This window comes from Asticcacaulis sp. EMRT-3, assembly GCF_030027245.1.
Taxonomy (GTDB): Bacteria; Pseudomonadota; Alphaproteobacteria; order Caulobacterales; family Caulobacteraceae; genus Asticcacaulis.
This window is the reverse complement of the sequence record NZ_JASERT010000003.1, coordinates 51,199-73,742: the sequence shown is the minus strand read 5'-3', so window position 1 is coordinate 73,742 and position 22,544 is coordinate 51,199. Positions and strand designations below refer to the sequence as shown.

General features: G+C 56.8%; 20 protein-coding genes and 2 pseudogenes. 14 read left to right on the top strand and 8 right to left on the bottom strand.

The annotated features are described in order from the left end of the window. Nucleotides 1–9: 9 nt before the first annotated feature. From QB905_RS14660 to QB905_RS14615, 10 genes are read left to right on the top strand one after another with little or no spacing between them, the layout of a single operon-like run. Entirely contained in the window at nucleotides 10–753 is a 744-nt protein-coding gene (locus tag QB905_RS14660; RefSeq protein WP_282975922.1) for a TrbJ/VirB5 family protein, read from the top strand. A 47-nt stretch (nucleotides 754–800) separates the two neighbouring features. Continuing rightward, nucleotides 801–1,538: a VirB8 family type IV secretion system protein gene (locus tag QB905_RS14655; RefSeq protein ID WP_282975921.1), complete on the top strand. Its 738-nt coding sequence runs from the start codon at nucleotides 801–803 to the stop codon at nucleotides 1,536–1,538. An 11-nt stretch (nucleotides 1,539–1,549) separates the two neighbouring features. Beyond that, nucleotides 1,550–2,428 carry a TrbG/VirB9 family P-type conjugative transfer protein gene (locus QB905_RS14650; RefSeq protein ID WP_282975920.1) on the top strand — a complete coding sequence of 293 codons (879 nt, stop codon included), beginning with the start codon at nucleotides 1,550–1,552 and terminating at the stop codon, nucleotides 2,426–2,428. After that, nucleotides 2,428–3,861, top strand: coding sequence for a type IV secretion system protein VirB10 (virB10, locus tag QB905_RS14645; RefSeq protein ID WP_282975919.1), 1,434 nt, complete (start codon nucleotides 2,428–2,430; stop codon nucleotides 3,859–3,861). Before QB905_RS14650 ends, virB10 begins: the two co-directional genes overlap by 1 nt. Further along, a complete protein-coding gene (gene virB11, locus QB905_RS14640; protein ID WP_282975918.1) occupies nucleotides 3,809–4,957 on the top strand; it encodes a P-type DNA transfer ATPase VirB11 in 1,149 nt (382 codons plus the stop codon). The genes virB10 and virB11 overlap by 53 nt, the downstream gene beginning before the upstream one ends. Further along, a complete protein-coding gene (locus QB905_RS14635; protein ID WP_282975917.1) occupies nucleotides 4,954–7,068 on the top strand; it encodes a type IV secretory system conjugative DNA transfer family protein in 2,115 nt (704 codons plus the stop codon). The genes virB11 and QB905_RS14635 overlap by 4 nt, the downstream gene beginning before the upstream one ends. A 31-nt stretch (nucleotides 7,069–7,099) precedes the next feature. Further along, entirely contained in the window at nucleotides 7,100–7,756 is a 657-nt protein-coding gene (locus QB905_RS14630; RefSeq protein WP_282975916.1) for an OmpA family protein, read from the top strand. Then, nucleotides 7,749–9,089: an LPD7 domain-containing protein gene (locus tag QB905_RS14625; RefSeq protein WP_282975915.1), complete on the top strand. Its 1,341-nt coding sequence runs from the start codon at nucleotides 7,749–7,751 to the stop codon at nucleotides 9,087–9,089. Before QB905_RS14630 ends, QB905_RS14625 begins: the two co-directional genes overlap by 8 nt. Next, nucleotides 9,089–9,643 (top strand): plasmid mobilization relaxosome protein MobC, encoded by a 555-nt coding sequence (gene mobC, locus QB905_RS14620; protein ID WP_282975913.1) that lies wholly within the window; start codon nucleotides 9,089–9,091, stop codon nucleotides 9,641–9,643. Before QB905_RS14625 ends, mobC begins: the two co-directional genes overlap by 1 nt. After that, nucleotides 9,640–10,659, top strand: coding sequence for a relaxase/mobilization nuclease domain-containing protein (locus QB905_RS14615; protein WP_282975911.1), 1,020 nt, complete (start codon nucleotides 9,640–9,642; stop codon nucleotides 10,657–10,659). Before mobC ends, QB905_RS14615 begins: the two co-directional genes overlap by 4 nt. Nucleotides 10,660–10,661: 2 nt before the next feature. Here the strand turns inward: QB905_RS14615 and QB905_RS14610 are convergent, their stop codons facing one another. The 5 genes and pseudogenes from QB905_RS14610 to QB905_RS14590 all read right to left on the bottom strand — a co-directional run. Next, complete coding sequence (locus QB905_RS14610) at nucleotides 10,662–11,576, bottom strand: LysR family transcriptional regulator (RefSeq protein ID WP_282975910.1); 915 nt, start codon at nucleotides 11,574–11,576, stop codon at nucleotides 10,662–10,664. 302 nt (nucleotides 11,577–11,878) lie between these two features. Continuing rightward, nucleotides 11,879–12,286 carry a TadE/TadG family type IV pilus assembly protein gene (locus QB905_RS14605; RefSeq protein WP_282975909.1) on the bottom strand — a complete coding sequence of 136 codons (408 nt, stop codon included), beginning with the start codon at nucleotides 12,284–12,286 and terminating at the stop codon, nucleotides 11,879–11,881. Next, nucleotides 12,283–12,711, bottom strand: coding sequence for a TadE/TadG family type IV pilus assembly protein (locus QB905_RS14600; RefSeq protein WP_282975908.1), 429 nt, complete (start codon nucleotides 12,709–12,711; stop codon nucleotides 12,283–12,285). Before QB905_RS14600 ends, QB905_RS14605 begins: the two co-directional genes overlap by 4 nt. Before the next feature lie 4 nt (nucleotides 12,712–12,715). Beyond that, nucleotides 12,716–13,951, bottom strand: a complete 1,236-nt coding sequence (locus QB905_RS14595; protein ID WP_282975907.1) for a TadE/TadG family type IV pilus assembly protein — start codon at nucleotides 13,949–13,951, stop codon at nucleotides 12,716–12,718. Between the two features lie 268 nt (nucleotides 13,952–14,219). Then, nucleotides 14,220–14,339 (bottom strand): annotated as a pseudogene (locus tag QB905_RS14590) (IS630 family transposase); the annotation flags it as partial. A gap of 135 nt (nucleotides 14,340–14,474) precedes the next feature. Between QB905_RS14590 and QB905_RS14585 the strand changes: the two are divergent. Continuing rightward, a complete protein-coding gene (locus tag QB905_RS14585) occupies nucleotides 14,475–15,311 on the top strand; it encodes an IS5 family transposase (RefSeq protein WP_282973694.1) in 837 nt (278 codons plus the stop codon). Between the two features lie 468 nt (nucleotides 15,312–15,779). Here the strand turns inward: QB905_RS14585 and tnpC are convergent, their stop codons facing one another. The 3 genes from tnpC to tnpA form a co-directional block, all read right to left on the bottom strand. After that, nucleotides 15,780–17,318 (bottom strand): IS66 family transposase, encoded by a 1,539-nt coding sequence (tnpC, locus tag QB905_RS14580; RefSeq protein ID WP_282973902.1) that lies wholly within the window; start codon nucleotides 17,316–17,318, stop codon nucleotides 15,780–15,782. Between the two features lie 68 nt (nucleotides 17,319–17,386). Continuing rightward, the gene (tnpB, locus tag QB905_RS14575; protein ID WP_282972945.1) at nucleotides 17,387–17,740 is read right to left on the bottom strand and encodes an IS66 family insertion sequence element accessory protein TnpB; all 354 of its coding nucleotides are present in this window, start codon (nucleotides 17,738–17,740) and stop codon (nucleotides 17,387–17,389) included. Then, complete coding sequence (tnpA, locus tag QB905_RS15360; protein ID WP_461781760.1) at nucleotides 17,737–18,129, bottom strand: IS66-like element accessory protein TnpA; 393 nt, start codon at nucleotides 18,127–18,129, stop codon at nucleotides 17,737–17,739. Before tnpA ends, tnpB begins: the two co-directional genes overlap by 4 nt. 56 nt (nucleotides 18,130–18,185) lie before the next feature. On the opposite strand from tnpA, the pseudogene QB905_RS14570 reads away from it, so the two are divergent. From QB905_RS14570 to QB905_RS14560, 3 genes and pseudogenes are all read left to right on the top strand, one after another. Beyond that, nucleotides 18,186–19,310 (top strand): annotated as a pseudogene (locus QB905_RS14570) (IS3 family transposase); the annotation flags it as partial. Nucleotides 19,311–19,846: 536 nt separating this feature from the next. Then, a complete protein-coding gene (locus QB905_RS14565) occupies nucleotides 19,847–20,437 on the top strand; it encodes a glycine zipper domain-containing protein (RefSeq protein ID WP_282975905.1) in 591 nt (196 codons plus the stop codon). Nucleotides 20,438–20,640: 203 nt separating this feature from the next. Further along, entirely contained in the window at nucleotides 20,641–22,500 is a 1,860-nt protein-coding gene (locus QB905_RS14560) for a sensor histidine kinase (protein WP_282975904.1), read from the top strand. Nucleotides 22,501–22,544 lie beyond the last annotated feature (44 nt).

The window sequence follows — 22,544 nt, the reverse complement described above, 5'->3', positions numbered from 1 at the left end:
GGGCCACCGATGAAAAACTCTGATACCCGCTCAGTCGGGTTGGTGTTCGCTGGCCTGTTTCTGGTCTTTGGGACCGCCCATGCCCAGGTCGTTGTCTATGACCCGACAAATTACCTTCAGGCTTTGAGGCAGGTGGCCGCCTGGCAGCAGCAATATCAGCAGATGGCGAGCGCGATCCAGACCCTGCAAACCTCGTTGCAACAGGCAAAAACGCAATACCAGTCACTGACCGGCAGCCGAAATCTCGGCGAGATTTTGAATAACCCCTTACTCAAAGGCGTTGTGCCGTCGGACATCGCCAGTGTCTACAATCAACTCAATGGTCGTGGCACGTCGGGTCTGACGGCTGCGGGCTTAAGCCTACGCACCCAAGACGCCGTCTACACGTGTGACAATCTGAGTGGTGAGCTGAGGACGGCTTGCGAGGCAGCGCTTGATGCGACCAGCCAGGCTCAGGCCTATCAGCAAAACGCAAATACGCTCCTTGATGAACGCGGCCAGCAGCTGAGCGACCTGCAGGGTCAGATTAACGGGACGCAAGACCCCAAGGCCATCGCCGAGCTGCAGGCGCGAATCCAGATCGCTCAGGCCGAGGTTGCCAATGACGCCAACCGCATCTTGATCATGAACGCGATGGCGCAGAGCGAAACCGATGCTGCGCAGCAGGCCCTGAAAGAACGCACCTTGAAGCGCCTGTCACCTGATGCGCCGGCCGTTGCCGACAGCTTCGTCTTCCAAATGCCGGGCCAGTAGACCTCTGGGCCATGGGCTTGGGCACTTAAGAATTCAGGATGAGACCTATGTTTGAAAAACCAGCGGCCGTGAGCCCAAACGGTGAAACGGCCTTTTACGGCCAGGCTCGGGATTGGGAGGCTGACCGCCAGGCTCGACTTGAGCAGTCCGAACGCCGGGCGTGGCGTGTGGCTGTGGGGGCTTGCGTCGTCGCGATTTTAGCGGTCATCGGGATTGCCACGATGGCGCCGTTCAAGCGCACCGTGCCATATGTCTTCGAGGTTGATAAGGCGACCGGCAATACGGAATTGGTCGATGCGGTGGGTGCCCGCACGACCATTGGTTATCAGGAGCTGCTCGATAAGCACTGGGCGCAGGTCTACGTCATCGCCCGCGAATCCTACATGTATCGCCTCCTCCAGACCGATTACGACACAACCTTAGGCCTCAGTACCGACGAGGTGGCGCGCGGCTACGCCAAGACCTTCACGGGACCCAATGCCCTCGACACAAAACTGGGTGCATCCACCGAGATACGTGTGACGATCCTTAGCATTACCTTGTCGCAGGACAGCGTCAGTCCGGAGGCGGTTGTCCGTTTTGAGAAGACGACCAATCATCTGCAAAGCGGGATTTCTGATCCGCCGCAAGTCTACGTTGCCACTCTCGCCTATGACTATAAGCCGTCCATGTTCGGTAAGGAAAAAGACCTGATCAACAATCCGCTGGGTTATGCCGTCACGAGCTATCGGGTTGATCCGGAGATTGCGACCTCAACGGAGGCCCAGCCTCCTGAAGCACAGTAGGGGAGGGGGCTATGAAATTTCCTCTCGCGTCTTGCGTCCTGATCGCCGCACTCGGATTGACGACGCCCACCCTGGCGGCCGACATACCGACGCCTGGCGGTAAAGATCTCCGTGTGCGGTACGTCACTTACAACAAGGACGAAGTCACGGTCGTGGCAGTGGCGGTGGGGACTGCCACGCGTATCGTGCTGGGTGATGATGAAAAAATTGAGGTCGCGGCCACAGGCATGTCGGCCGATTGCCAGAGCGCTGACAGCCTGTGGTGCATTCGTGCCGACCAGGGCACCAATGAAGTGTGGGTGAAGCCGAAGCCCGGCGCCACGCACAACAATCTCGAACTGCGCACCAACAGGCACGACTATTCGATTGAATTCACGCTCCATGGCGTTGCGCGCGCCCGTCGCAGATCCGCTGGTTCTTCGCCGATGTACCGCGTGATTTTTCGTTATCCAATTCAGCTACCGCCAATGTCAACCTTCATGGCAGGGACGGTTGCCATGCCAAAAGATGATGAGGCCGCCGTACTGTCTGACCGTCTGGCGGCAGATCAGCCGTCTCCACGGAACTGGAAATATTCCAAAAAAGTCGGTGCTGGCGCCGAGGATATCTCGCCTGCCCTGGTCTTCGATGATGGCCGCTTCACCTACCTGAAGTTTCCTGCCAACCGCGACATCCCGACGGTCTTTTACATTGCGCCATCGGGCGAGGAAGAACGCGTCAACTTCCATATGGACGGCGATCTTCTGGTCGTCGAACGCACGGGCAAGCGCTTTGTTTTGCGGCTTGGTCGATCCGTCGTCGGCATCTGGAACGACGCTTTTGACGCGAATGGCGTCGCACCCAAGGACGGCACAACAGTTGCCGGCGTGCAAAGAGAGGTCAAACCGTGATGGACATATCCAATAGTTCAGCCTCGCCGAACGCGCAGCCTGCACCTGACCCTCAACTGAACCGCATTGTTTCGGTCAATAGCCGGGGCGGCTCGTCGTCCAACATCCTTGGCAAGATCGTCTTTGTCTTCGCCCTGGCTTCGGTCTTGCTCATTGGCGGGGTCGTCACGTTCAATACCTTGCGTAAGGACGACACGGCGAATAAGGCTGAGGCCGCGGCGTCCGCGAAAAATGTCAACAAGCCCGCGAGCGTTTACGATCGTCGGCACTTCGACACAGACACGCCGCCACCGCTCCCTGTCAGTCTGAATCAGGCTGGCACGGCGAATGGTCCAGCGACCCCGAATTCGCCATCGACGGGTTGTTCTGATGGCAAGGCAGGACAGGCCGCCCGCGATGCCTCAGGACAGCCCCTGACGACACAGCAAGGCCAGCCCATGCAGGTTTGCGGTGACGGCCGCATCATTGTCCCTGAGATGGAGCCCATTGCGGGCAATACAGAGGCCATTCCGGTCACGGCGACGTCACAGCCCGGAACAACATCCACAGGGCCTGCCACTCGCTCCAACCGTTATGGCGGCGATATTTTGCTCAACAACGGCGCCAACCTCATCAAGGCCGGTTACAATCAGACGGGTGTGCAAGGGCAGGCCCAGGGCCTCGACAGTCTTGCCAACAATCCTCTGATGATGCTGGCCCTGGCGCAATCGATGAAAAGCCAGGGGCAGAGGGCTCCTGCAGGTGCCGAAACCGATGTTGCGACAGCCAGCGGTTCCGGCTCGGGCCCATCAGGATCGGTCGGCAGCCTGCTGCAGCCCTCGGTTACTCCCAAGGTGATGGCAGGTATGCTTGGCGACCGCAACATGATCCTCGCCAAAGGTCATTCGATCGACTGTGGGCTGTCAATGAAGCTCGTCAGTGAAGTGGCGGGTCTGGCGTCGTGTGTCCTGACTCAAAACGTCTACAGCGACAACGGCCGGGTCGTCCTGCTGGAGCGTGGTTCCGAGGCCACCGGTGAATACCGCTCTTCGCTTGAGCAGGGACAAAGGCGCCTATTTGTCATCTGGACGCGGATCAAGACGCCCAATGGCGTGGTGATCAATCTCGACTCGCCTGGCGCTGATAGCCTGGGAACCACGGGTTTGCCGGGGAAGGTCGATAGCCACTGGTGGCAACGTGTCGGTGGCGCCTTCCTGATCTCATCGGTCAAGGACGCGGTGGCCTATGAGGAAGCCAAAAATGCCGGCAATAGTGCTACGGGCGGCATCCTCTACCAGAACACGGCCTCAACGGGTGATCAGTTCGCCAGCCGGGTTTTGGAGAGCACGATCAATATCAAACCCACCCTCTACAAGAACCAGGGTGATCGCGGCACAATCTATGTCGCCCGCGACCTCGATTTTGGGACTGTCTATGACCTGCGCGCGCGTTGAGCCCCTGCCACGCGACACCGTCGTGCGCGAGTTGATGCGGCCTCTGGCTGGCTTTCTCGACATTCCAGGTGCGACCGAGGTCTCGGTGAATAGGACAGGTGAAGTCTTCGTCGAGGTCGGCCCGGTTTGGGAACGCCATGAGGTGCCAAGCCTTACCATTGCACGCCTTGTCAGCATGGCCCAGGCCATTGCCACCTTTACCGATCAGGAACTGAGCCCGCAAAAGCCTATTCTGTCCGCCATTCTGCCGGGAGGCCAGCGCATTCAGATTGTGGTCCCGCCCGTGGTCGAGCCCGAGATGATTTCCTTTTCGATCCGGCTGCCTTCGGCTGCGATTAGATCCTTGGATGATTATCGCGCCGAGGGAGCCTTCGACCGGTTTGTCTGGGCTAGGCCTGCAGGGCAGGGTGCGCATGCTCAGGACGTTGACGTCACAGACCGGCATCTGATGGCTATGCTCGAGGCCAATGATCTGGTCAGCTTCTTTGATGCTGCTGTGAAAGCCAAGAAGAATTTCGCCATTGTCGGAGAGACCGGTTCCGGCAAAACAACCCTCATGAAGTCGATCTGCCAGGCGATCCCGGTCGAAGAACGAATCATCACCATCGAGGACGTTCGCGAATTGTTTTTGCCCCGCCACCCCAACAGCGTACATCTGCTTTATAGCAAGGGCGATCAGGGTGTCGCCAGGGTTAGCCCCGCCCAACTGATCGCCAGCACGATGCGCATGAAGCCGGATCGGGTCCTTCTGGCCGAGCTGCGTGGCTCAGAGGCCTTTGATTTTCTCAAACTGCTGACTACGGGGCACAGCGGTTCGGTGACCAGTTTTCACGCCGAATCCTGTCGACTCGCAGCTGAGCGCTACGTCTTCATGTGCAAGGAGCACGAGGATGCGGAAAGCTACGACTCGGACGCGCTGAAAGCGCTGGTTAAGCTGACTATCGACATCATTGTCCATGTCACCGCACGCACCACCCAGAATTCTGCGGGGTTACGTAAAGAGCGCTACGTTTCGGAAGTGCATTTCGATCCGGTGGCAAAGCTTAATGCCCGTTTCGATCAGGCCCCGCTTCACCATGCCGGAACGCGTCCATGAAGAAGGCCCTTTTGATCACGGCGCTTCTTATCATCTACGCGGTTGCTGGTTTTTCCGCGGTCAAATTCCTGGCCGGAAACCTGTTTTTCATCGTCAGTAAGGCGATGCCAAGCCACGTAACCCTGCACACATGGGACAGCTATTGGCATTTCTATTCTCACCTGCCGGCGGAGAAGAAGCGGCTGAAGATCGCTCTTGCTATGGCGATCGTGGTTGTCTTCGGCATACCCGCCTTAGTCATGACTAAGGTTTTGGGATCAAAGCCCAGAAGCTTGCATGGCGATGCGCGTTTCGCCACCGGAGCTGAGATCAGGAAGGCCGGTTTGTTCGGTGACGAAGGCATTATCGTAGGCCAACGCAAAGGGCGGTATCTGATTTTTGCGGGGCAGCAGTTCGTTCTGCTGGCCGCGCCGACACGGTCAGGGAAGGGTGTGTCGGTTGTCATTCCCAATCTGCTGAATTTCTCAGGCTCGGTTGTGGTGCTCGATATCAAGTTGGAGAATTTTCGGCTGACGTCGAAGTTCCGGGAACACCATGGGCAGGCCGTGTTTCTATTCTCGCCGTTTGCCGAAGATTTCAAAACGCATCGTTGGAATCCGCTGGATGGCGTTAGCCGTGATCCGAACTACTGCGTGGGCGATATTCAGGCTCTGGCGCAGGCCTTCTATCCGTCGATCGAGGGCAAAGATAATTTCTGGAACGACCAGGCCCGCAATTTGTTCCTCGGGGTAGTCCTTTATCTGATTGAGACCCCGAAACTGCCTTGCACCCTGGGCGAGGTCTTGCGGCAGTCATCCGGCAAGGGGCAGCCCTTGAAGGACTATCTGCAGTCGCTCACAAAAAAGCGGATGAACGGAAACGAAGCTCTGTCGGAAGCGTGCCTCGATGCGCTGGGGCGTTTTTGCGCGACGAGCGAAAATACGCTTACCAGCATCCTCGCCACCTTCAATGCGCCGCTCACCATATTTGCCAATCCGATCGTCGATGCCGCAACTTCGGGATCCGATTTCGACATATCTCGTGTCCGAAAGGACCTGATGTCAATCTATATTGGCATCCAGCCCAACCGCCTGGCCGACGCCTCTCTTTTGATCAACGTGTTTTTCTCGCAGTTGCTGAACCTGAACATGCGGGAGCTTCCGCAGAATAATTTAAGCCTCAAACATCAGTGTCTGCTCATCCTTGATGAATTCACGGCCATGGGCAGGGTAGGGATCGTGGCCAAGGCCAACGCGTTTCTCGCGGGCTATAATTTGCGTCTTTTGACCATCGTCCAAAGTGTTGGTCAGCTGGAGTCGGTTTACGGCGACCGCGACACCCGCACACTTCTGACCAACCATGCGCTTCAGATCATCTTCTCGCCGCGCGAACAGCGCGATGCTAACGCCTATAGCGAGATGCTGGGCACCTATACCGAGAAATCGGTCTCCAGGGGCACCAGTCATCCCCGCGGGGGCGGGCACGGCTCGAATTCTGAGAATACCTCGGATCAGCGCCGCCCCCTGATGCTGCCTCAGGAACTGAAGGAAATGGGACAGGACAAAGAGGTCATTCTCCTTGAGGGGACGAAGCCCATCCTGTGCCGCAAGGCGCGCTACTATGATGACCCGACTTTTATCAATCGCTTGAAGGTGGTCAGCTCGTCACTGAGCCTATTGAAGGCTAAACTGCCGAACCGTCAGCAACTGGACGCCGCAGCCTTCATCCAGCCGGAACTCTCTGCTCCAGTGCCCGATCTCGACATAGGCCTGCACAAGGCCAAAGCCGAAGGGCGAAAACGCGCTCTCAAACCTGGCGAAGTTATCGATGTCTCCCGGTTGGATATCGATTTGTCAGCCGTTCCTAAGATTACCAATCAGGAATTTCCGACCAAGGCAGAGGCGCTTGCTGTGGTCGACAATGTGCTGGAGCAATTCGACAGCTTGTCTCCCGACCTTGGCGATCTGGGTTCTGGCCCGTCGGCCGCTACGTCTGTGCACACCGCCATGGATAGCTTCGATGCTCTGGCACCAGCCAAAAAAGCACCCGTGGTGAAAAAGCCTCGCGCTCGCAAGTCTACACCCGGGAAGCCTGCCAAAACCAAGACTGAGCCGCTCTTGGCGGCAAAATGAAACACACCAACTTGAATATGGAGACCAGACAGTGAAAATCGTGAGCTTTGCCGGCATGGCCAGCATTCTGGCGCTCGCCGGTTGCGCGTCAACTGGCGGATCTGAACCTTTTAATGCCCTCGACCGTCAGCCGGTCAACAGTGCAATGGCTGTCGCCGCATTTGAAGCGAGCCATGTTCAGCCCGTCCAATCGACGGATACGCGCATGGAGCGTCAGGTCAATGATCTCAGAAGGCAGGTCGGTGAGCTCAAGGCCTATCTCGTCATGTTGCAGATGGCGCAAGAGCAGGGGAAGGGGCCACTGCAAACCGCGTCACCGGCAGATGCGGGTGCGCCATCCGCCTCTGTCTCGTTTCGAATCGACCACGAGGCAGGCCACAGCCGGTTTACTCTGTCCTCCGACGCGCGTGGAGCGTTGCTCGTGGCGGCGCGCGCCAGCGGGCGTATCACCATCCATGGCCGGTCAGACGGTACTGTCACGTCAAAATCGGCAAAAGCTCTGGCCATCGACCGGGCGGTTCGCGTGAAGGCGTTCCTCGTCAGTCAGGGCATCCCAGCTAACCGCATCCGGGTCATGTATTGCACGCGCGGCTGTGAGAGCGGACCGCATCAGACCCGAATAGATTTTTCGGGTCATCAAACATCGCAAGATAGCCTTGGTGGCATTGGAGGCTTGACCCATGAATGAAATCGAAGACGGAAGAGATCGCCAGCATGGGGAAGAATCCGACGGCACAAGACGTCAAGACCTCGATAAGCTCGTCTCCGAGCTTGATGCTCAGATGAAGGCGTCGCAGCTGGCCGAAAAAGGGTGGCGTGATCGCGGTGACCTTGACGCCATGATGGCCAGCCTAGAGAAATTATCGCACATTGCTCCCTCGGCGGCGATAGAGCTTTGGGACAAGTACCGGCCCGGCGATCAGGATAAGCCGATCTTCATCGACAATGATGACAAGGACCCCGGAGCCAAATCCAAGGCGCATTTGGGCGACAAAGCCGACGATCCAGCCATAAAGCCCAGGCCTATAGCAGAGGCCCTGGACTTCGAAGTGCCCGCCGCGCTGAAAAAGCGATATATGATCGCGGGCGACACATACCATTTACGCGATCACGATAACACACTTGCCTTCCATGATCAGGGGCGACGCCTGACTACGTCGCTCGACGACCCCGAGGTCGCGCGATCGATGGTCGAGCTGGCAGACGCCAAGGGCTGGAAAACCTTGAACCTTAAGGGCAGTGAAGCTTTCAAGCGCGAAGTGTGGTTACACGCCCGTCTGAAGGGCCTGGAGACCGAGGGCTTTAGGCCGAAGGCGGTGGACCTGGCGAAACTGGAAGAACGACGAGCCGCCCGCCCAAAAAAACCAGATGCCCAGCTCAATTCTATTGCGCCAACTGAGCGTGCGCGCAGTGCTCCGGGTCAAGACCGTGGCATTGAGGACGTCGTGCCACCGCTGACCGACAAGCAAGTGGTGGTCATCGACGCGTTGAAGGCGATCATGCGTCAGCGCGGCGATAGTGAGAAGGCGGTGGCTCTTGCTGAGGAAATGGCGAGGGAACGCCTGCAGTCGAACCGCGTCTATGTCGGCAAGATCGTTGAGCGTGGCACATCACCCTTTGAGAATGACCCAAAAAATCCACCCCACCCTTATGTGAAGCTGGAAACCAGCAAAGGCATGCATACGGTCTGGGGCGCGGACCTGCCTCGGGCGCTGGACGAGGGGGGTGCGAAGATTGGTGACGACATTGCCTTGGTGTCTCGTGGAAAACAGCCAGTCACCGTCACCATCAAAGACAAAGAAGCGGCTTCGGGTGAAAAATCCATCACCGCCAATCGCAATATCTGGGAGGTGCGGCGACTGGAGACACTGCGCGAAGAGGTGAAGGCACGCCTGCGATCTCACGAAGCTACAGCTCTTCAACCAGGTGTGCAGATATTCGCACCCGATGCCCCGCGCAGCGAGCAGCGAGGTGAGGCGGCGCCGACACTGAAAGTTACAAAGGAGCGATCGCGCGCGTAATGCCAAAGCGGTTAAGACCCACGCTCGTTACTGTTGACCTTGGCGACCATAAGGAATGCTGGGCCGATTGGTGTCAGGCCCATCGCATATCGTCGAGTGCTGCGCTTCGCGCAGCTGCAAAACGCCTGACTCAAGCGGCCCCGCGCCATGAAGACGCTCGAATAGCACCCTATGCAACGATCATTGACGCGGACGAGCGACCTTCAATCCGGCGTGAGATTAAGCTAACACCATCAGAGGTCAGGGCTATTGCAGCGTTTGCGGCGGCAGAAGGATTTTCACCAGGCAAATGGCTTATCGCGCTGATCCGCGCGCGATTGACAGGGTCGGCACAGGTGGGTCAGGCGGAGCTTGAAGTGCTGACCCGCTCCAATCTTCAGTTACAAGCCATAGGGCGAAATCTCAACCAGATTGCCAGGTCGCTCAATGTGCGTGGCGACAGCGCGCTTTACGATATCGCGCAGATCGAGGGTCTTGAGGGCTACATCCGCGATCATACGGAACGGGTTTCAGCGGCCATCACGGCGAATATCGATCGGTGGAGGATCGAGTGAGCTCAAAAATCTATGTCGACGGTATCCTTGTTGACTGGGGCGCCAGCCTGTTTAATCAGACCCATCCGCCCCGACCCCGGCCGGAGGCAAAGAGCACCTTGACCGGTGTTAAGCCGCGACGAAATACCAAGAAAGCTACATCCGGCGGAACGATCTCCACGACTGACAGTGCGGCGCGCATTCGTAAGAAACTTGACGCCATTGCGCGGCGTGTTCCTGAGGTCATGGTCAAGATCTCAGGTGGCGGTAATGGAATGAACCAGATCAAGGCGCACTTCGACTATATCTCGCGCAACGGTCAGATTGCGCTCGAAAATCAGGATGGTCAGATCGTCGAGGGCAGGGGAGAGATCGATCATTTGCGCGACGATTGGCAAACGAGCGGTTATCGCATCAAGGACGAGACAACCACGCGTGAGGCCTTCAATATCGTTCTGTCCATGCCTGAAGGCACAGACCCTCACCAGTTGCACAAAGCGGCTCGCGATTTCGCAAAGTCGGAGTTTGCTGGCCACGAATATGTCATGGCGCTCCACACTTTTGAGACAGACCCAGACCCAGAGCCGGCTCGGCATCCACATGTCCATTTGAGCGTCAAGGCCCGATCAGATGCAGGCGTCCGGATGAATCCTCGAAAAGGCGACCTTCAGCGTTGGAGGGAGGGTTTCGCGCAAAGCTTACGCGACCATGGTGTTGAGGCCGTCGCGACATCCCGGCAGGTGCGTTTACAGCGCCAGCGGGGCACCAAAACATCGGTGGCAAAAATGCGGGACCGCGGGGAACCCCTTGATCAGATAGGAAGGTCCGCGCCTGATCTCATCAGGGCAAAAAAGGCGAAGTTTACGCAGGCACGTATTATCGAGGGTTATCGACACATAGCGACTGCCTTGGCGACATCAGATGATGGGGCGGATCGCCGCCTGGCGATGGATTTAGCTGATCGGATCGCTGAGGCTTCAGGACGGACGGTTCCCACTAAAGATCGAAAAATCGATAAAGACCAGCCGGAAAGGTGACCTCAGGCGAGCTGAGTGGCTAATCGAAAAATCTTATTGGCGCCGAGATGGGCCATTGTGAGATCGACAAAGGGACGAACCTTGTCCCATGCGCCGCGAACATCCTGATAGCCTATATGGATCGGAACCGCCTCTGCCTCAAATGCGGTGAGAACTGGCCTGAGGTTTGCCTTCCTGATTGCCGCCTCGACATGATAGGACATTGCACAGACCAGACCGCACCCTTCGATTGCGGCGGCGACCGCATCTTCAGCATGACTGCAAATTAGACGGGGGAGCACTGCAGACTTAGGGGATTGATTGTCCTTGAATTCCCAGCGGTAGGGCGTTGCTGTGTCTTTTGTCATGATAACGTGATGACCGGTCAAATCGGATGGTGATTGGGGTTCACCATAGGTGGCAAGGTAGGAGGGAGCTGCACAGACGATCCTTTTGGCGGCACCTATCTGGATGGCACTTGAAGGCTGTGTTTGGCTGTGGCCAAGGCAGAATATCAGATCTGCGCAAGAGTCTGGCACCGTTGTGGAGCCCTCGCCAAAGTTTACGTCAACAGTGACTTTTGAATGAAGTGAAAGGTACTCTGCGACTACGGGTAAAATAAATTTTCGACCGAAAGCCGGCGGTGCTGCAATCTTCAGATTTCCGCTAGGTCCGATAGGTAGCCCGGCGGCAGACGCGTCAGCCATCGCTATGTCGGAGAGGATGCGTCTACAGTCGTCAAAATATCTTTTGCCCGCGAAAGTCAAAACGACAGTCCTGGTCGTACGGGCAAGGAGGCGCACGCCTAAGGCGCTTTCGAGATCCTGAATAGCACGCGAAATCCCAGGTCTGCTGACTCCCGTATGAAGCGCGGCTTTTGCAAAGCTCGAGTGCTCAGTGACAGCCACAAACGCTCTCATGGCTCCAAAACGATCCATTTTCCTTGGGTCCGGTTAAAATGCAAGTTCCGCGCGATGCAGGTATTTATACACTTGTTATTTTAAAAGATGATTCAACCCAAGATAGACTTTTTGGTGATAGCATCACCTTATAGGGGTGCTCCCCTGCGCAAGCGGCGTTTAGCGTTTTCAGAGTGCGCGGTTAGACACGGCTCCGCACCATTGGTCACCATCCGGCCATCGTGGCCAATGGCTAAATCGATAGAGGCATCGAACAAATGCGTTATGGTGGGTTTTATCGCTTGCGAACTCGCTGGCTGAATGACCGACAAAGGTCATGCTCAATTTGTGGCGAGCATCGGCACAACCAAGCTCGATCCGCTGTTTATCAGGAAGTCCGGAAATAATGGAATCGACAAAGTATAACTGTAATGCCAGGAAATCCGGTCAACTTTTTCATATGCATCCGCTGTTTCACTGGTCACAGTCACCGAAAGATTTTCCACTGGAATGCTGCTCAGATCTGCCGTGACCGCATCTTGCAAAGCACTTGCCGAGGTTGCTGGATTCAAGATCAGCATACGCGAATTCTTTTGTACGGCATGGCGCACTGACGCGTCGCAATAGAAGGCCATTCCAACATAAAAGACGCCAAACAACATGGCAATAAAAATGGGCGAAACCAGAGCGAACTCAAGCGCGCTGGCACCCTGCGTTTCGCGCCATAGTGTGCGAAATGGGACGCTCATCGCACGCGAACCTGCTGTTGCGCAGAAATGGAGTAGGGTGCAAACCAGCTTGGCACTGTATCGCTGGCTGAGATGGTTACCGCCGCTTCGGGCACGGTGCCATCGGTGCACAGGCTGGAGCAGTCTCCTGCCGCTCCGCCGCAATAGCAGGCTTTCTGTGCATCCACGGAGGCTGAGCTGGAGTGTCCTGACCAAGCCGAATAACCAATTGCCTTGGCTGTGCTCAGATTATTTCCCCCACGCATGATATATTGGGACGCGCTCATGACGCCATTGTGCATGGCGTTCTGGTTTATCAACAGCTGTGCGCCATCTATAATCCCGGCCAGGACAAGCAGCAGCAAAGGCGCGATGAAAGCAAACTCAACCATCGCCGCACCCCGTTCATCGAAACCGTTAGTCATACCAGGGTTCACACGTCTCATTCAGCTACTCCACAATCTTGACCACACCGCCGACCGGCAGTGACGCCATTCCGTAAGCGCTGCAATCGGCCGCGAGACTGGCATTGCCGCTCCATTGCACAACGCGGGCGACAAGTTGGGTGCAGCCGTTGGCACCAGCGAAGTCACCGGTATAGCTCACTGTCTGATTGGGAAAATAAATGGCGCCTGTCATGACGGATGACGAGGCCCCGTTAAGCGTCACGGAGGATGAAGTTGAATTCGAGCGGCTGCCAAAAAACAGCAGCCCCGCATAGGGTCCGCTGGTCGGCGCTGAGAGGTTCAAAACCGCATTGCCATTGAAGCTGACCTGCGCATTACTGGCTAATACGAAAGTGACGCCAGCGCCTGTGATGGAGGCATTGCCATTCGCCTTCAGTGTGCCTCCGTCTATGATATATACCCCTGGATTCAGTGTGATTGTGCTGTTCAGGCTCAAACCGTTGCAATAGCGCCCAGGCTGTAAGGTCTTGCCGTTCGACGACTGACAAGCACCGCTGTCGGCGGGTTCCGGCACAGACTTAAATGGATCGGCGACAGGTGCCAGCTGTGTCATTGGCGCGTCGCAAGCCGTCTCAGTTAATGGGCCGCTCAAAGATACGTCACCCGCTGTCATGAGACACGGCACGGATACTGTCGACGAGCCCTGGCTGTAGATTGCATCACTGGCAATCGAATTGGCCATGATGTTGCAGCCGACAAGATTGAGCATGGCACTGCCAGATACGTAAACAGACTGCGGCGCTGCGGGATCAAGCGCGATCACGCAGGCGTTTGCGGCTGTTTCAAATGTGGCCACTGAGCGCGTCGAAACCGACACCGGCGAGGAATCAAACAGGCCCGTGAAGTAGCGCGTCTCATGCCGACTTAGCAGCACCTCTACCGAATGGTTATCTTGATGTATTCCGGACGTCGGCGGGGTGTTTAGAACAAGCGTGTCTCTCGAAGAATCAAAGTCGTTCTTCATAGCCGCCGCCGTGGCGGCAGTTGTTACAACGTTTAGGTCACTGCCGGCTCTTTCCTCAACAGCGGCTGCGTAAGCAGCGACGTCCGCCATCTGTTGAAGGCGCACCTGATCGAAATACCATCCGCCAATTTCTACACCAAAGGCTGCCCCAGCAATCACGACTGGCGCCGTGAGGGCGAAAAGCATCGTGATGTTTCCGCCATTGTCGCGGAAACATCGCAACCACTTATCTTGCGCCTTCGCCCGCCGTAACATGATTTAGCCCTACTGAAATACGCCAGTTCGAACAGGATTGTACCAACGCGGATTTACGTCCGGTAAAAGTATGTGGTTAGAGGGCAATTTACCATAGAACTGTATCCATCGGGTCGATGGGGATGACGAGCAACTTGTTAGAAACGATCAAGTTTGGGCAGAGAAATAGCCGTACCTGAGTCGGCGCCGCCATTCGAGGCCAATAATTTTCGAAATTGCTCAGCTTCGTTCTTGGTCAAAGCGAGGCTCGGAAAGCATGGTGACTATCTTCCAAAAAGTTGGGTGCGACAAACAGCGTGGTCGTGCCATGCCGTTTGTAGTCATGGGTCATGGTGCCCGCGCGGCGCTTCTTCATCGGCAAGCCGGGCTGGGTGCGGTCAAGCGCCTGGGGCAGGCCATCGACGCCCTCGTGCATGAAGCGCTTCTGCCAACGCCACACGCAAGTCTTAGAGCCCGACCGAAAAGAAGGTAGGCAATATCAATAAGTTCTGATTCTCTGGATTTGCGAGAAACGGAGATTCGGATGCCTTGGGATGATATTGCCCGCGTCGAGCATAGACGCAAATCGTCGCGCTATCCAAGCGATTTGACGGAACAAGAGTGGTCTTTATTGGCCCCGTTACTGCCGCCTGCCAAACGTGGCGGTCGCCCGCGCACAACGTCGATGCGAGCCGTGGTGAATGCGATCCTGTATATTGCGTCCTCGGGTTGCCAGTGGCGGATGTTGCCGAAGGACTTTCCTCCGATGACGACCGTTCAGGGCTATTTCTATGATTGGCGTAGCAGCGGTCTATGGCAGAAGATCAATCACCTGCTCGTCATGGCGGCACGCGAATTGGAGGGTCGTGAAGCCAGCCCCTCAGCCGGCGTCATCGACAGTCAAAGCGTCAAAACGACCGAAAGTGGCGGTGTTCGTGGCTATGATGCTGGTAAGAAGATCAAGGGTCGCAAGCGGCATATCATCACCGACACCCTGGGGCTGCTGCTATTTGTCGTCATCCATGCGGCGGATGTTCAGGATCGTGATGGTGCCCCCGCTGTGCTTCGCGCCATTCGTTACCACTTCCCCTGGCTGCGCCACGTCTTCGCCGACGGGGGCTACGCGGGTGACAAACTTAAGGGGGCTATGAAGGGCCACGGAGACTGGACCATCGAGATCATAAAGCGTAGCGACGCCGCAAAGGGCTTTGAGATCCTGCCGCGTCGCTGGGTCGTCGAGCGTACCTTCGCATGGCTGGGCCGATGCAGACGCCTGGCCAAGGATTGGGAGACGACCCTCCAAAGCGCAACCACATGGACAGTCATTGCCAGCGTCAGGCTCTTGACCCGCAGGCTGGCAAGGCACTGCTATGTCTCATGAACTTTTGAGTCGGGCTTTAAGAGTTTACGCTTGAGGGCTACAGGAAAACATCAGGATGGTTATGCCTCATATCACCCCCGTCGAACCTCTTGCCGCCTCTGTCTCTGAACCGGAGGAAGGCCGTAGGCCGACGATGGTTTCAGAGCCAGAGGCGGCGTCGCCCGAGCTTTTGGTGCGTCCTGTCCGTCGCAATCTGAGCGCAGAATATAAGCTGCGCATCTTGGCGGAAGCCGACAAGGCGGCCGGCATTCCAGGTGCAATAGGGGCTATCATACGCCGTGAAGGGCTGTATTCGTCGGCCTTGACAGATTGGCGGCGGCTTCGTGACGCTGGCTCTCTCGGCGCGCTTGGACCTGTCAAACGCGGCCCTAAAGCGGTCGAACCCAACCCATTGAGCAAGGCGAATGCGGAGCTTTTGCGGGAGAACAAGCGTCTGGCCCGACAGCTTGAACGTAAGCGGTGTTTCGCTCACACCTTGACGGCGTAGTTGCAAGGGAGAAGGTGGTCGATCTGGCTTTGCTTATGTCCGCCCGCGATGGCCCTTAGGGTGTTGGTCAGGTAGGCATGGGGATCGATGCCGTTCAGTTTGCACGTTTCGATCAGTGACGCGATGATGGCCCAGTTTTGAGCGCCGGCGTCATGGCCTGCAAAGAGAGCGTTTTTCCGGTTCAGGGCGATAGGCCGGATCGTGCGTTCAACAGTGTTGTTGTCCAGCTCGACGCAGCCGTCGTCGAGGAACTGGCAGAGGCCGCCCCAGTATTTGGCGATGTAATTCAATGCCTCGCCAAGCGGCGATTTGGCGGCGACACGGCTGCGGTGATTGTTGAGCCATGCCTCTATATCGGCCACTACGGGGCCAGATCGTAATTGTCGTGCAGCCAGACGCACCGCCGGATCGCTACCGCGGATGTCCGCTTCGATCTTGTAGAGATCGGCGATGCGCCTGAGGCCCTCTTCGGCGATTGGCGCCGGACCGGCGCGGGTAATCTCAAACAGCTTACGACGGGCATGCGCCCAGCAATAGGCCAGCCGGATTGCCGGGCCGATACGGTCGGGTGCGATCAGGCGATTGTAACCAGCATAGCCGTCGACCTGCAGAATGCCGGTGAAGCCCTGCAAGATATGTTCGGCATACTGCCCGCCACGCCCGGGCGCGTAGGTGAAGGCGACACCAGGCGGCGCCGCACCGTTCCACGGTCGGTCATCGCGGGCCAGGGCCCAGAAGTATCCGGTTTTTGTTTTACGTGCGCCGGGATCAAGTACCGGGGCGCGGGTTTCATCCATAAAGAGCTTGGTGGATTGCTTCAGATTGGCGATCAGGGCGCCCCACACCGGGCGCAACTCGAACGCGGCCCGGCCAACCCAGTCAGCCAGCGTAGACCGGTCAAGGTCAACGCCTTGGCGGCTATAAATCTGGGCCTGCCGATACAGGGGCAGATGGTCGGCATACTTACTGACCAGCACATGAGCCACAGTCGCCTCAGTCGGCAGGCCACCGGGAACGAGGCGCGCCGGAGCAGAGGCTTGAGTTATGCCATCCGTGCAGGCCCGGCAGGCATATTTGGGGCGGCGGGTGACGATGACGCGGAACTGCGCCGGGATCACGTCCAGCCGCTCGCACCTGTCTTCACCAATGCAATGTAAGCCGTTGCCGCAGGCACAGAGCAGACTGTCAGGCTCAATAACCTCTTCGATGCGGGGCAGATGGCCGGGTAAGGCCCCGCGATTGCCAGCGCGAGACTTTGCAGCCCGTTTACCACAAGGCGCATCGGCCTCTTCCTCAGCATGGATCGCGGCGATAGCGGTTTCAAGGTCTTCCAGGGCCAGTTCAAACTGACCCGGCTCGGCCTTCTCGGATTTGCGCCCGAAGGCGGCCTGCCTGAAGGCGGCGACCAGCTTCTCCAATCGCTCGATCCGGTCATCCTTGCGCAGATTGCGGGCCTCAGAAGCCACCAGCATGGCTTTGAGAACCGCTATATCATCAGGCAAATTGGCGGGGTTGAGCATGACGGCAATCTAACAAAATCCGCTTTTACCTTCCTGCCTAAAATGCCCCCCGAGTCATCTTGTCGCAGCTATTCCACCGCCTCCGGTGCACGCGCCTCCAGGGCCCGGACTCGGCGCCAGTCCAGCCCCGAGAACAACGCCTCAAACTGAGCATGGCTAAGGCTCATAAGTCCGTCCTTGATCGCCGGCCAGGTGAACACATGCGCCTCCAGCCGTTTATAGGCCATCACCAGTCCGGTGCCGTCCCAATAGAGCAACTTCAGGCGGTCCGCCTTGCGCGACCGGAAGACGAAGACCGTGCCGGTGAAGGGGTCTTTGTGCAATTGGTTCTTCACCAGTGCGGCAAGACCATCATGCCCTTTACGGAAGTCGATTGGCTTGGTCGCCACCATGATCCGTACCCGGTTTGACGGGAAGATCATACCGACGCCATCATGGCACACGCAACTGCCGCAATACGATCTGCTGAAGCGTCGTCTTCAAGACGGATCGTCACATTCCCGACCACGATCTCAGGCCTGATAGCCGGATGCGTAGCCGCGACCGGGGCCGGTTCGCTGACCACCAGAGCGCTAAATTCAACGTCGTCCTCAGGCGCCGGCAAGATCAACTTGCCCCTCCGCGCCAAGGTGCGCCATGAAGACAGGTGGTTCGCCTTTACCCCGGCACGGCGCGCCACTTCATTGACGCTTACCCCAGGCCGCAAGGTCTCTGCAACAAGCCGCGCCTTGACCTCATCCGGCCATCGGCGCGAACGCCGGGTCCCACTGCGGACCGCCCTTCCAGTGAGAATCTCCGGTGTAGTCTCCATGGAGAAAGTCCCTCTCGTTCAACTCTGAACAAGCCATGCGCAGATCAATGCCGAAAAGGGAACGTGGGGGCAGAACACCGCTTACGCTTGAACGCGCAGAGACGGTCATAGATATTCAAAAAAAAGTGGCAGCTTTGCTGGGCTTACCGCCCTTGAGCGGCGAGGAGCCCTGATGGATGTCGTAGCGGGTTTGGCTGTTGGCTGTGGCGTAATGGGCGCTTGCCTAACCGCACTCGGCTTGTCGAAAGCCAGTTTCCATCGGCGCCGGGCCAAAGCCCTCCATCCGCTTGAAGACAAAGCTCCGCGTCCAAGACCCCCGCGGGCCCTATCTGATCTGGAGCGCGACGGCATTCTCGCGCTTTTGCATGAACCCCAATTTGCCGATCTCGCGCCCGCCGAGATCTATGCGACCTTGCTGGACCAGGGAATCTACCACTGCTCCATACGCACCATGTACCGCGTCCTTCACGATAATGACGAGGTTAAAGAGCGCCGACGCCAATTACGTCATCCAGTCTACAAGAAGCCTGAGCTGCTCGCAGAAAAGCCCAATGAAGTCTGGTCGTGGGACATAACGAAACTGATGGGACCAGCCAAGTGGACCTACTTTTATCTATATGTAATCATTGATATATTCAGCCGGCGAGTTGTCGGCTGGTATGTCGCAGATTGTGAAAGCGCCAACCTGTTCAAGCTGCTCTTTCATGACGCTGTCCAAAAGCATGATATACCAGCAGATCAACTGACCCTCCATGCGGACAGGGGGCCGTCTATGAAAGCCAAGGCGACTGCACTTATGTTGGCAGATCTCGGCGTCACGAAGTCACACAGCAGGCCCTATACTTCGAACGACAATCCTTTCTCGGAAAGCCACTTCAAAACGTTGAAGTACCAACCTCAGTTCCCGAAGAGGTTCGGCTGCATCCAGGACGCCAAAGCCTTCTGCCAGCATTTCTTCAGCTGGTACAATCAAGACCATCACCATGCCGGAATTGGACTGATGACGCCAAATCAAGTCCATTTCGGCAAGGTCGATGCCATCTACGACGAGCGCCAAAAGACCCTTAGCCTGGCTTTTCAAGCCAACCCCGACCGTTTCGTCAACAAAGCCGCTACCGCCGCAAAAGCCGATCGCCGCCTGGATAAATCCCCCGGCCAAAACGCTGGAAATCCAAGTCTAAACTACGAAACACGATGTCTCAAAGTCGTTGACACGTTCCGCAGACCGTAGCGCGCGCTTTCTGAGAACGGGATGCAATGCCAGGGCTGTTCGTGATTTCCATCGGCGCGCGGCACTTTCGTTCCCGCCCAACCCGGCACAGTAATTTTTATCGGCTGCGGTGCAGGCCTGTCGCCGAACTGACGAAATTTCACCAAGGGCATTCCGGTCCTCCTAAAAGTTAACTCCAAGCGGTCCGTACCGCTTGTTTCGTGAACCCTCGATGAACGATTGTTAAGGTATCTGCCGCATCTCCTGACTCTGCCGTCATCACCGGTCAACGCGCCAAAGTATCGCTGATCCGACGAATCGCCGAATAAATTATTGCGACCATCTATGGTCTCTATCGCAGACGAGGCAGTCGAAGTCGCGACGAATGAACGCTTGGATGAACCAGTATGAACGTGCTGCTCAAATCCCGTTCATATCGCCGCAGCTATACATGTTCCCTGAAACGCGACGATAGACGCCGCGCTGCCAACTTCTGGAAATACACGAATGTCGAACTTTCTGACCAAGACCATGAACCTGAAAATCGTCACCCTGTCCGTCGCGGCCCTGGCCGCGGCCAGCTTGGCGGTCCCGAGCCTCGCCTCGGCACAAAGCTGCTACGATCACATGAAGGCCAACAGCACTGACGGCGCTATTCTTGGTGCCCTGGCCGGCGCAGCCGTCGGTAACGGTGTCAGCAGTCACCACAGCAAGGGCGCCGGCACACTTATCGGCGCCTTCCTTGGAGCGGCGGTCGGCTCCAACGTCGCTCGCGAGGCCACCCAATGCCGCTATACCTCGAATCGTACCGATTACCGCCAGGGTTACGGCAATGGCGGCTATAACAATGGCTACGCCGGTGGCGGTTATGGCGACCGTGGTTATAGCAATCGCGGTTATGCTGACCAAGGCTATGACGCCGCGCCGCCGCGCGAAACGGTCTATCGCGAACGCACATATAACCAGACGCCGGCCTATTATGGCGGCTATTCGCAACGCCGCTATGCTGAGACCACAAGCTACCGCGCGGGCAATGGCTATGGCCGCAGCTACGGCTATCGCCGCCACGACGATGGCGATGAAGCCAACGTCTGGTAGGCCAGCGGGAATTTCTAATGGAAACCTCTTAATAACTAATCCGGTCTAGGATGAATTCCTGTCCTTGGTTGCGAGGGCGCCAGAATATTCCTAGTGTGAGTAAGAGAACGAATTTGTCAAAATCTTCGCATACCCCAGCCGAAGACCCAACTTCGTCAAGTCATACTAGTTTGGTTTCTGTGCCATATCTTGTAATGGCTCCAGTGGCTTCCCCCGAGGCTAAATCTCAACGGCGTGAGGAAAGATCATGGTTTCATTTTACCAATTTGAAGGTAGAGGCAGCTATCTTTCTACTTATCGCCTTGACCTTTGCAGCTGTACTGGGGCAGGGCGCGGTCACTGACAAGACTCTCGACATCACGCCTCTATCCAGTCGATATTATCCATATGTTTTTAGCGACAAGGATAATGGCGGCAAGTCTACCACAACAGTCGAGCCGGGGCATACCCTTAACTGGTCTTGTAATCTTCGGGCGGGGTTTGCCTATCCCTATTGCGGATATGGCCTCTATTTGGGCGCAACCCCGGACGCCAAGGGGCTAGATTTTAAACATTTTCAGGACATAACCATTCGCCTCAACTACCACGGCAAGGGCGATCACCTAAAGCTGATGTTGAAAAATAAACTTCCAGCAGCACTTCGCGCAAAGGTGACGGGCGACACTGACATGTCGCTGGTAACAGAGTTCAATGTCGTCAACGGCGAAAACGTGGTTCATCTGAAGAAGGATCAACTGGCCATTGAGGGTTGGTGGATCGCGAGCAACAAGCTGACGCCGGAGGAAGCGAAACCGCTGTTTGATAATGTGGTAGCCGTTGCCGTCAGTTCGGGTGACAACGCGCCTTTAGGCGAATTTGATGTCTCGGTTCATAGCATCAAATTTGAAGGTGTCTCCATTTCGACGAAGCAATGGTACCTTGTCATATTGGGTGTCTGGTTAGTATTGACGGGTGCGTTTCTGGTTTATCGCTTTCTGGGCTTGCGGCGCGGTTATGAAGCTCGCCAGCGCCAGCAAACGAAGGAAAGCGAAGCTTTGGCTTCCGCTCGCGCCGCTGCAGAGGCCGCCAGTCTCGCTAAGTCGCAATTCCTTGCGAATATGAGCCATGAGCTAAGGACGCCGCTGAACGCCATTCTCGGTTACGCCCAACTTTTGAAAAATGGTGACCTCACGTCTGAACAACGATTATCGGCTGCGGATACGATCGAGCATAGCGGCGAACACCTGCTGACAGTTATCAATGATGTTCTCGACCTGGCAAAGGTTGAGGCAGGGAAGATGGAACTGGTCAGTGGACCGGTCGATATCCGGGCGTGTGTCCAAAATGTTGCTCAAATGATCCGCCTACGCGCCGAGGAAAAAGGGCTGCATTTTACGGTCGGCGTTTCTGATGATGTTCCACAAAATATCGTCGCCGATGAGAAGCGTATCCGCCAAGTCTTGATCAACCTGCTTGGCAATGCCGTTAAATTTACTGAAGCTGGCGAAGTGCGGCTGGAGGTCTCAGTTGTTTCGATAGGGGACGCTAATGTTCGCCTTCGCTTCGCCATCACTGACAGCGGAATAGGCATTCGGGCCGACCAGTTTGATCGGGTTTTTCGCGCGTTCGAGCAAGCTGGTAATGCCATTGATCGTAGCGGCGGCACAGGGCTGGGCCTCAGCATTACTCACCAGATAGTGCAAATGATGAGCGGAACCATCCGGGTCGAGAGTACACTCGGTTGCGGTAGCAGTTTTACTGTTGAAGCATCATTCCCGCTTACGAGGCACGGTACAGTGACTCAGACGGCAAGGTTGGCGCACCGGGCTCAAGAAACTGCCCCCGCTGACCAGGATATTGCCGTGGAGATGTCAGCTCCGTCCGGCGAAATAATGGACCGGCTCCTCGCCTTTGCGCGGAGCGGAAATATGCGAGGTGTTCGCAAAGAGATACCTGCCATCATAGCCTCTGGCACTCAGTATCAAGCCTTTGCCGAGCGCCTTGACGCATTAGCGGCCGCTTATCAGACCCCTGCCGTTCTGCGGTTGATAGAGCAGCATGCTCAGGAAAGGGACGCCGCGTAGCGGTGTCGAGTACAGTAATGGAACAAGCGCGTATTCTCGTTGTT

What these genes read in the sequence shown, in the direction of transcription:
- QB905_RS14660 (WP_282975922.1), top strand. Translation starts at nt 10, where the DNA reads ATGAAAAACTCTGATACCCGCTCAGTCGGGTTGGTGTTCGCTGGCCTG.
- QB905_RS14655 (WP_282975921.1), top strand. Translation starts at nt 801, where the DNA reads ATGTTTGAAAAACCAGCGGCCGTGAGCCCAAACGGTGAAACGGCCTTT.
- QB905_RS14650 (WP_282975920.1), top strand. Translation starts at nt 1,550, where the DNA reads ATGAAATTTCCTCTCGCGTCTTGCGTCCTGATCGCCGCACTCGGATTG.
- virB10 (WP_282975919.1), top strand. Translation starts at nt 2,428, where the DNA reads ATGGACATATCCAATAGTTCAGCCTCGCCGAACGCGCAGCCTGCACCT.
- virB11 (WP_282975918.1), top strand. Translation starts at nt 3,809, where the DNA reads ATGTCGCCCGCGACCTCGATTTTGGGACTGTCTATGACCTGCGCGCGC.
- QB905_RS14635 (WP_282975917.1), top strand. Translation starts at nt 4,954, where the DNA reads ATGAAGAAGGCCCTTTTGATCACGGCGCTTCTTATCATCTACGCGGTT.
- QB905_RS14625 (WP_282975915.1), top strand. Translation starts at nt 7,749, where the DNA reads ATGAATGAAATCGAAGACGGAAGAGATCGCCAGCATGGGGAAGAATCC.
- mobC (WP_282975913.1), top strand. Translation starts at nt 9,089, where the DNA reads ATGCCAAAGCGGTTAAGACCCACGCTCGTTACTGTTGACCTTGGCGAC.
- QB905_RS14610 (WP_282975910.1), bottom strand. Translation starts at nt 11,576, where the DNA reads ATGGATCGTTTTGGAGCCATGAGAGCGTTTGTGGCTGTCACTGAGCAC.
- QB905_RS14605 (WP_282975909.1), bottom strand. Translation starts at nt 12,286, where the DNA reads ATGAGCGTCCCATTTCGCACACTATGGCGCGAAACGCAGGGTGCCAGC.
- QB905_RS14600 (WP_282975908.1), bottom strand. Translation starts at nt 12,711, where the DNA reads ATGAGACGTGTGAACCCTGGTATGACTAACGGTTTCGATGAACGGGGT.
- QB905_RS14595 (WP_282975907.1), bottom strand. Translation starts at nt 13,951, where the DNA reads ATGTTACGGCGGGCGAAGGCGCAAGATAAGTGGTTGCGATGTTTCCGC.
- QB905_RS14585 (WP_282973694.1), top strand. Translation starts at nt 14,475, where the DNA reads ATGCCTTGGGATGATATTGCCCGCGTCGAGCATAGACGCAAATCGTCG.
- tnpC (WP_282973902.1), bottom strand. Translation starts at nt 17,318, where the DNA reads ATGCTCAACCCCGCCAATTTGCCTGATGATATAGCGGTTCTCAAAGCC.
- tnpB (WP_282972945.1), bottom strand. Translation starts at nt 17,740, where the DNA reads ATGATCTTCCCGTCAAACCGGGTACGGATCATGGTGGCGACCAAGCCA.
- tnpA (WP_461781760.1), bottom strand. Translation starts at nt 18,129, where the DNA reads ATGGAGACTACACCGGAGATTCTCACTGGAAGGGCGGTCCGCAGTGGG.
- QB905_RS14565 (WP_282975905.1), top strand. Translation starts at nt 19,847, where the DNA reads ATGTCGAACTTTCTGACCAAGACCATGAACCTGAAAATCGTCACCCTG.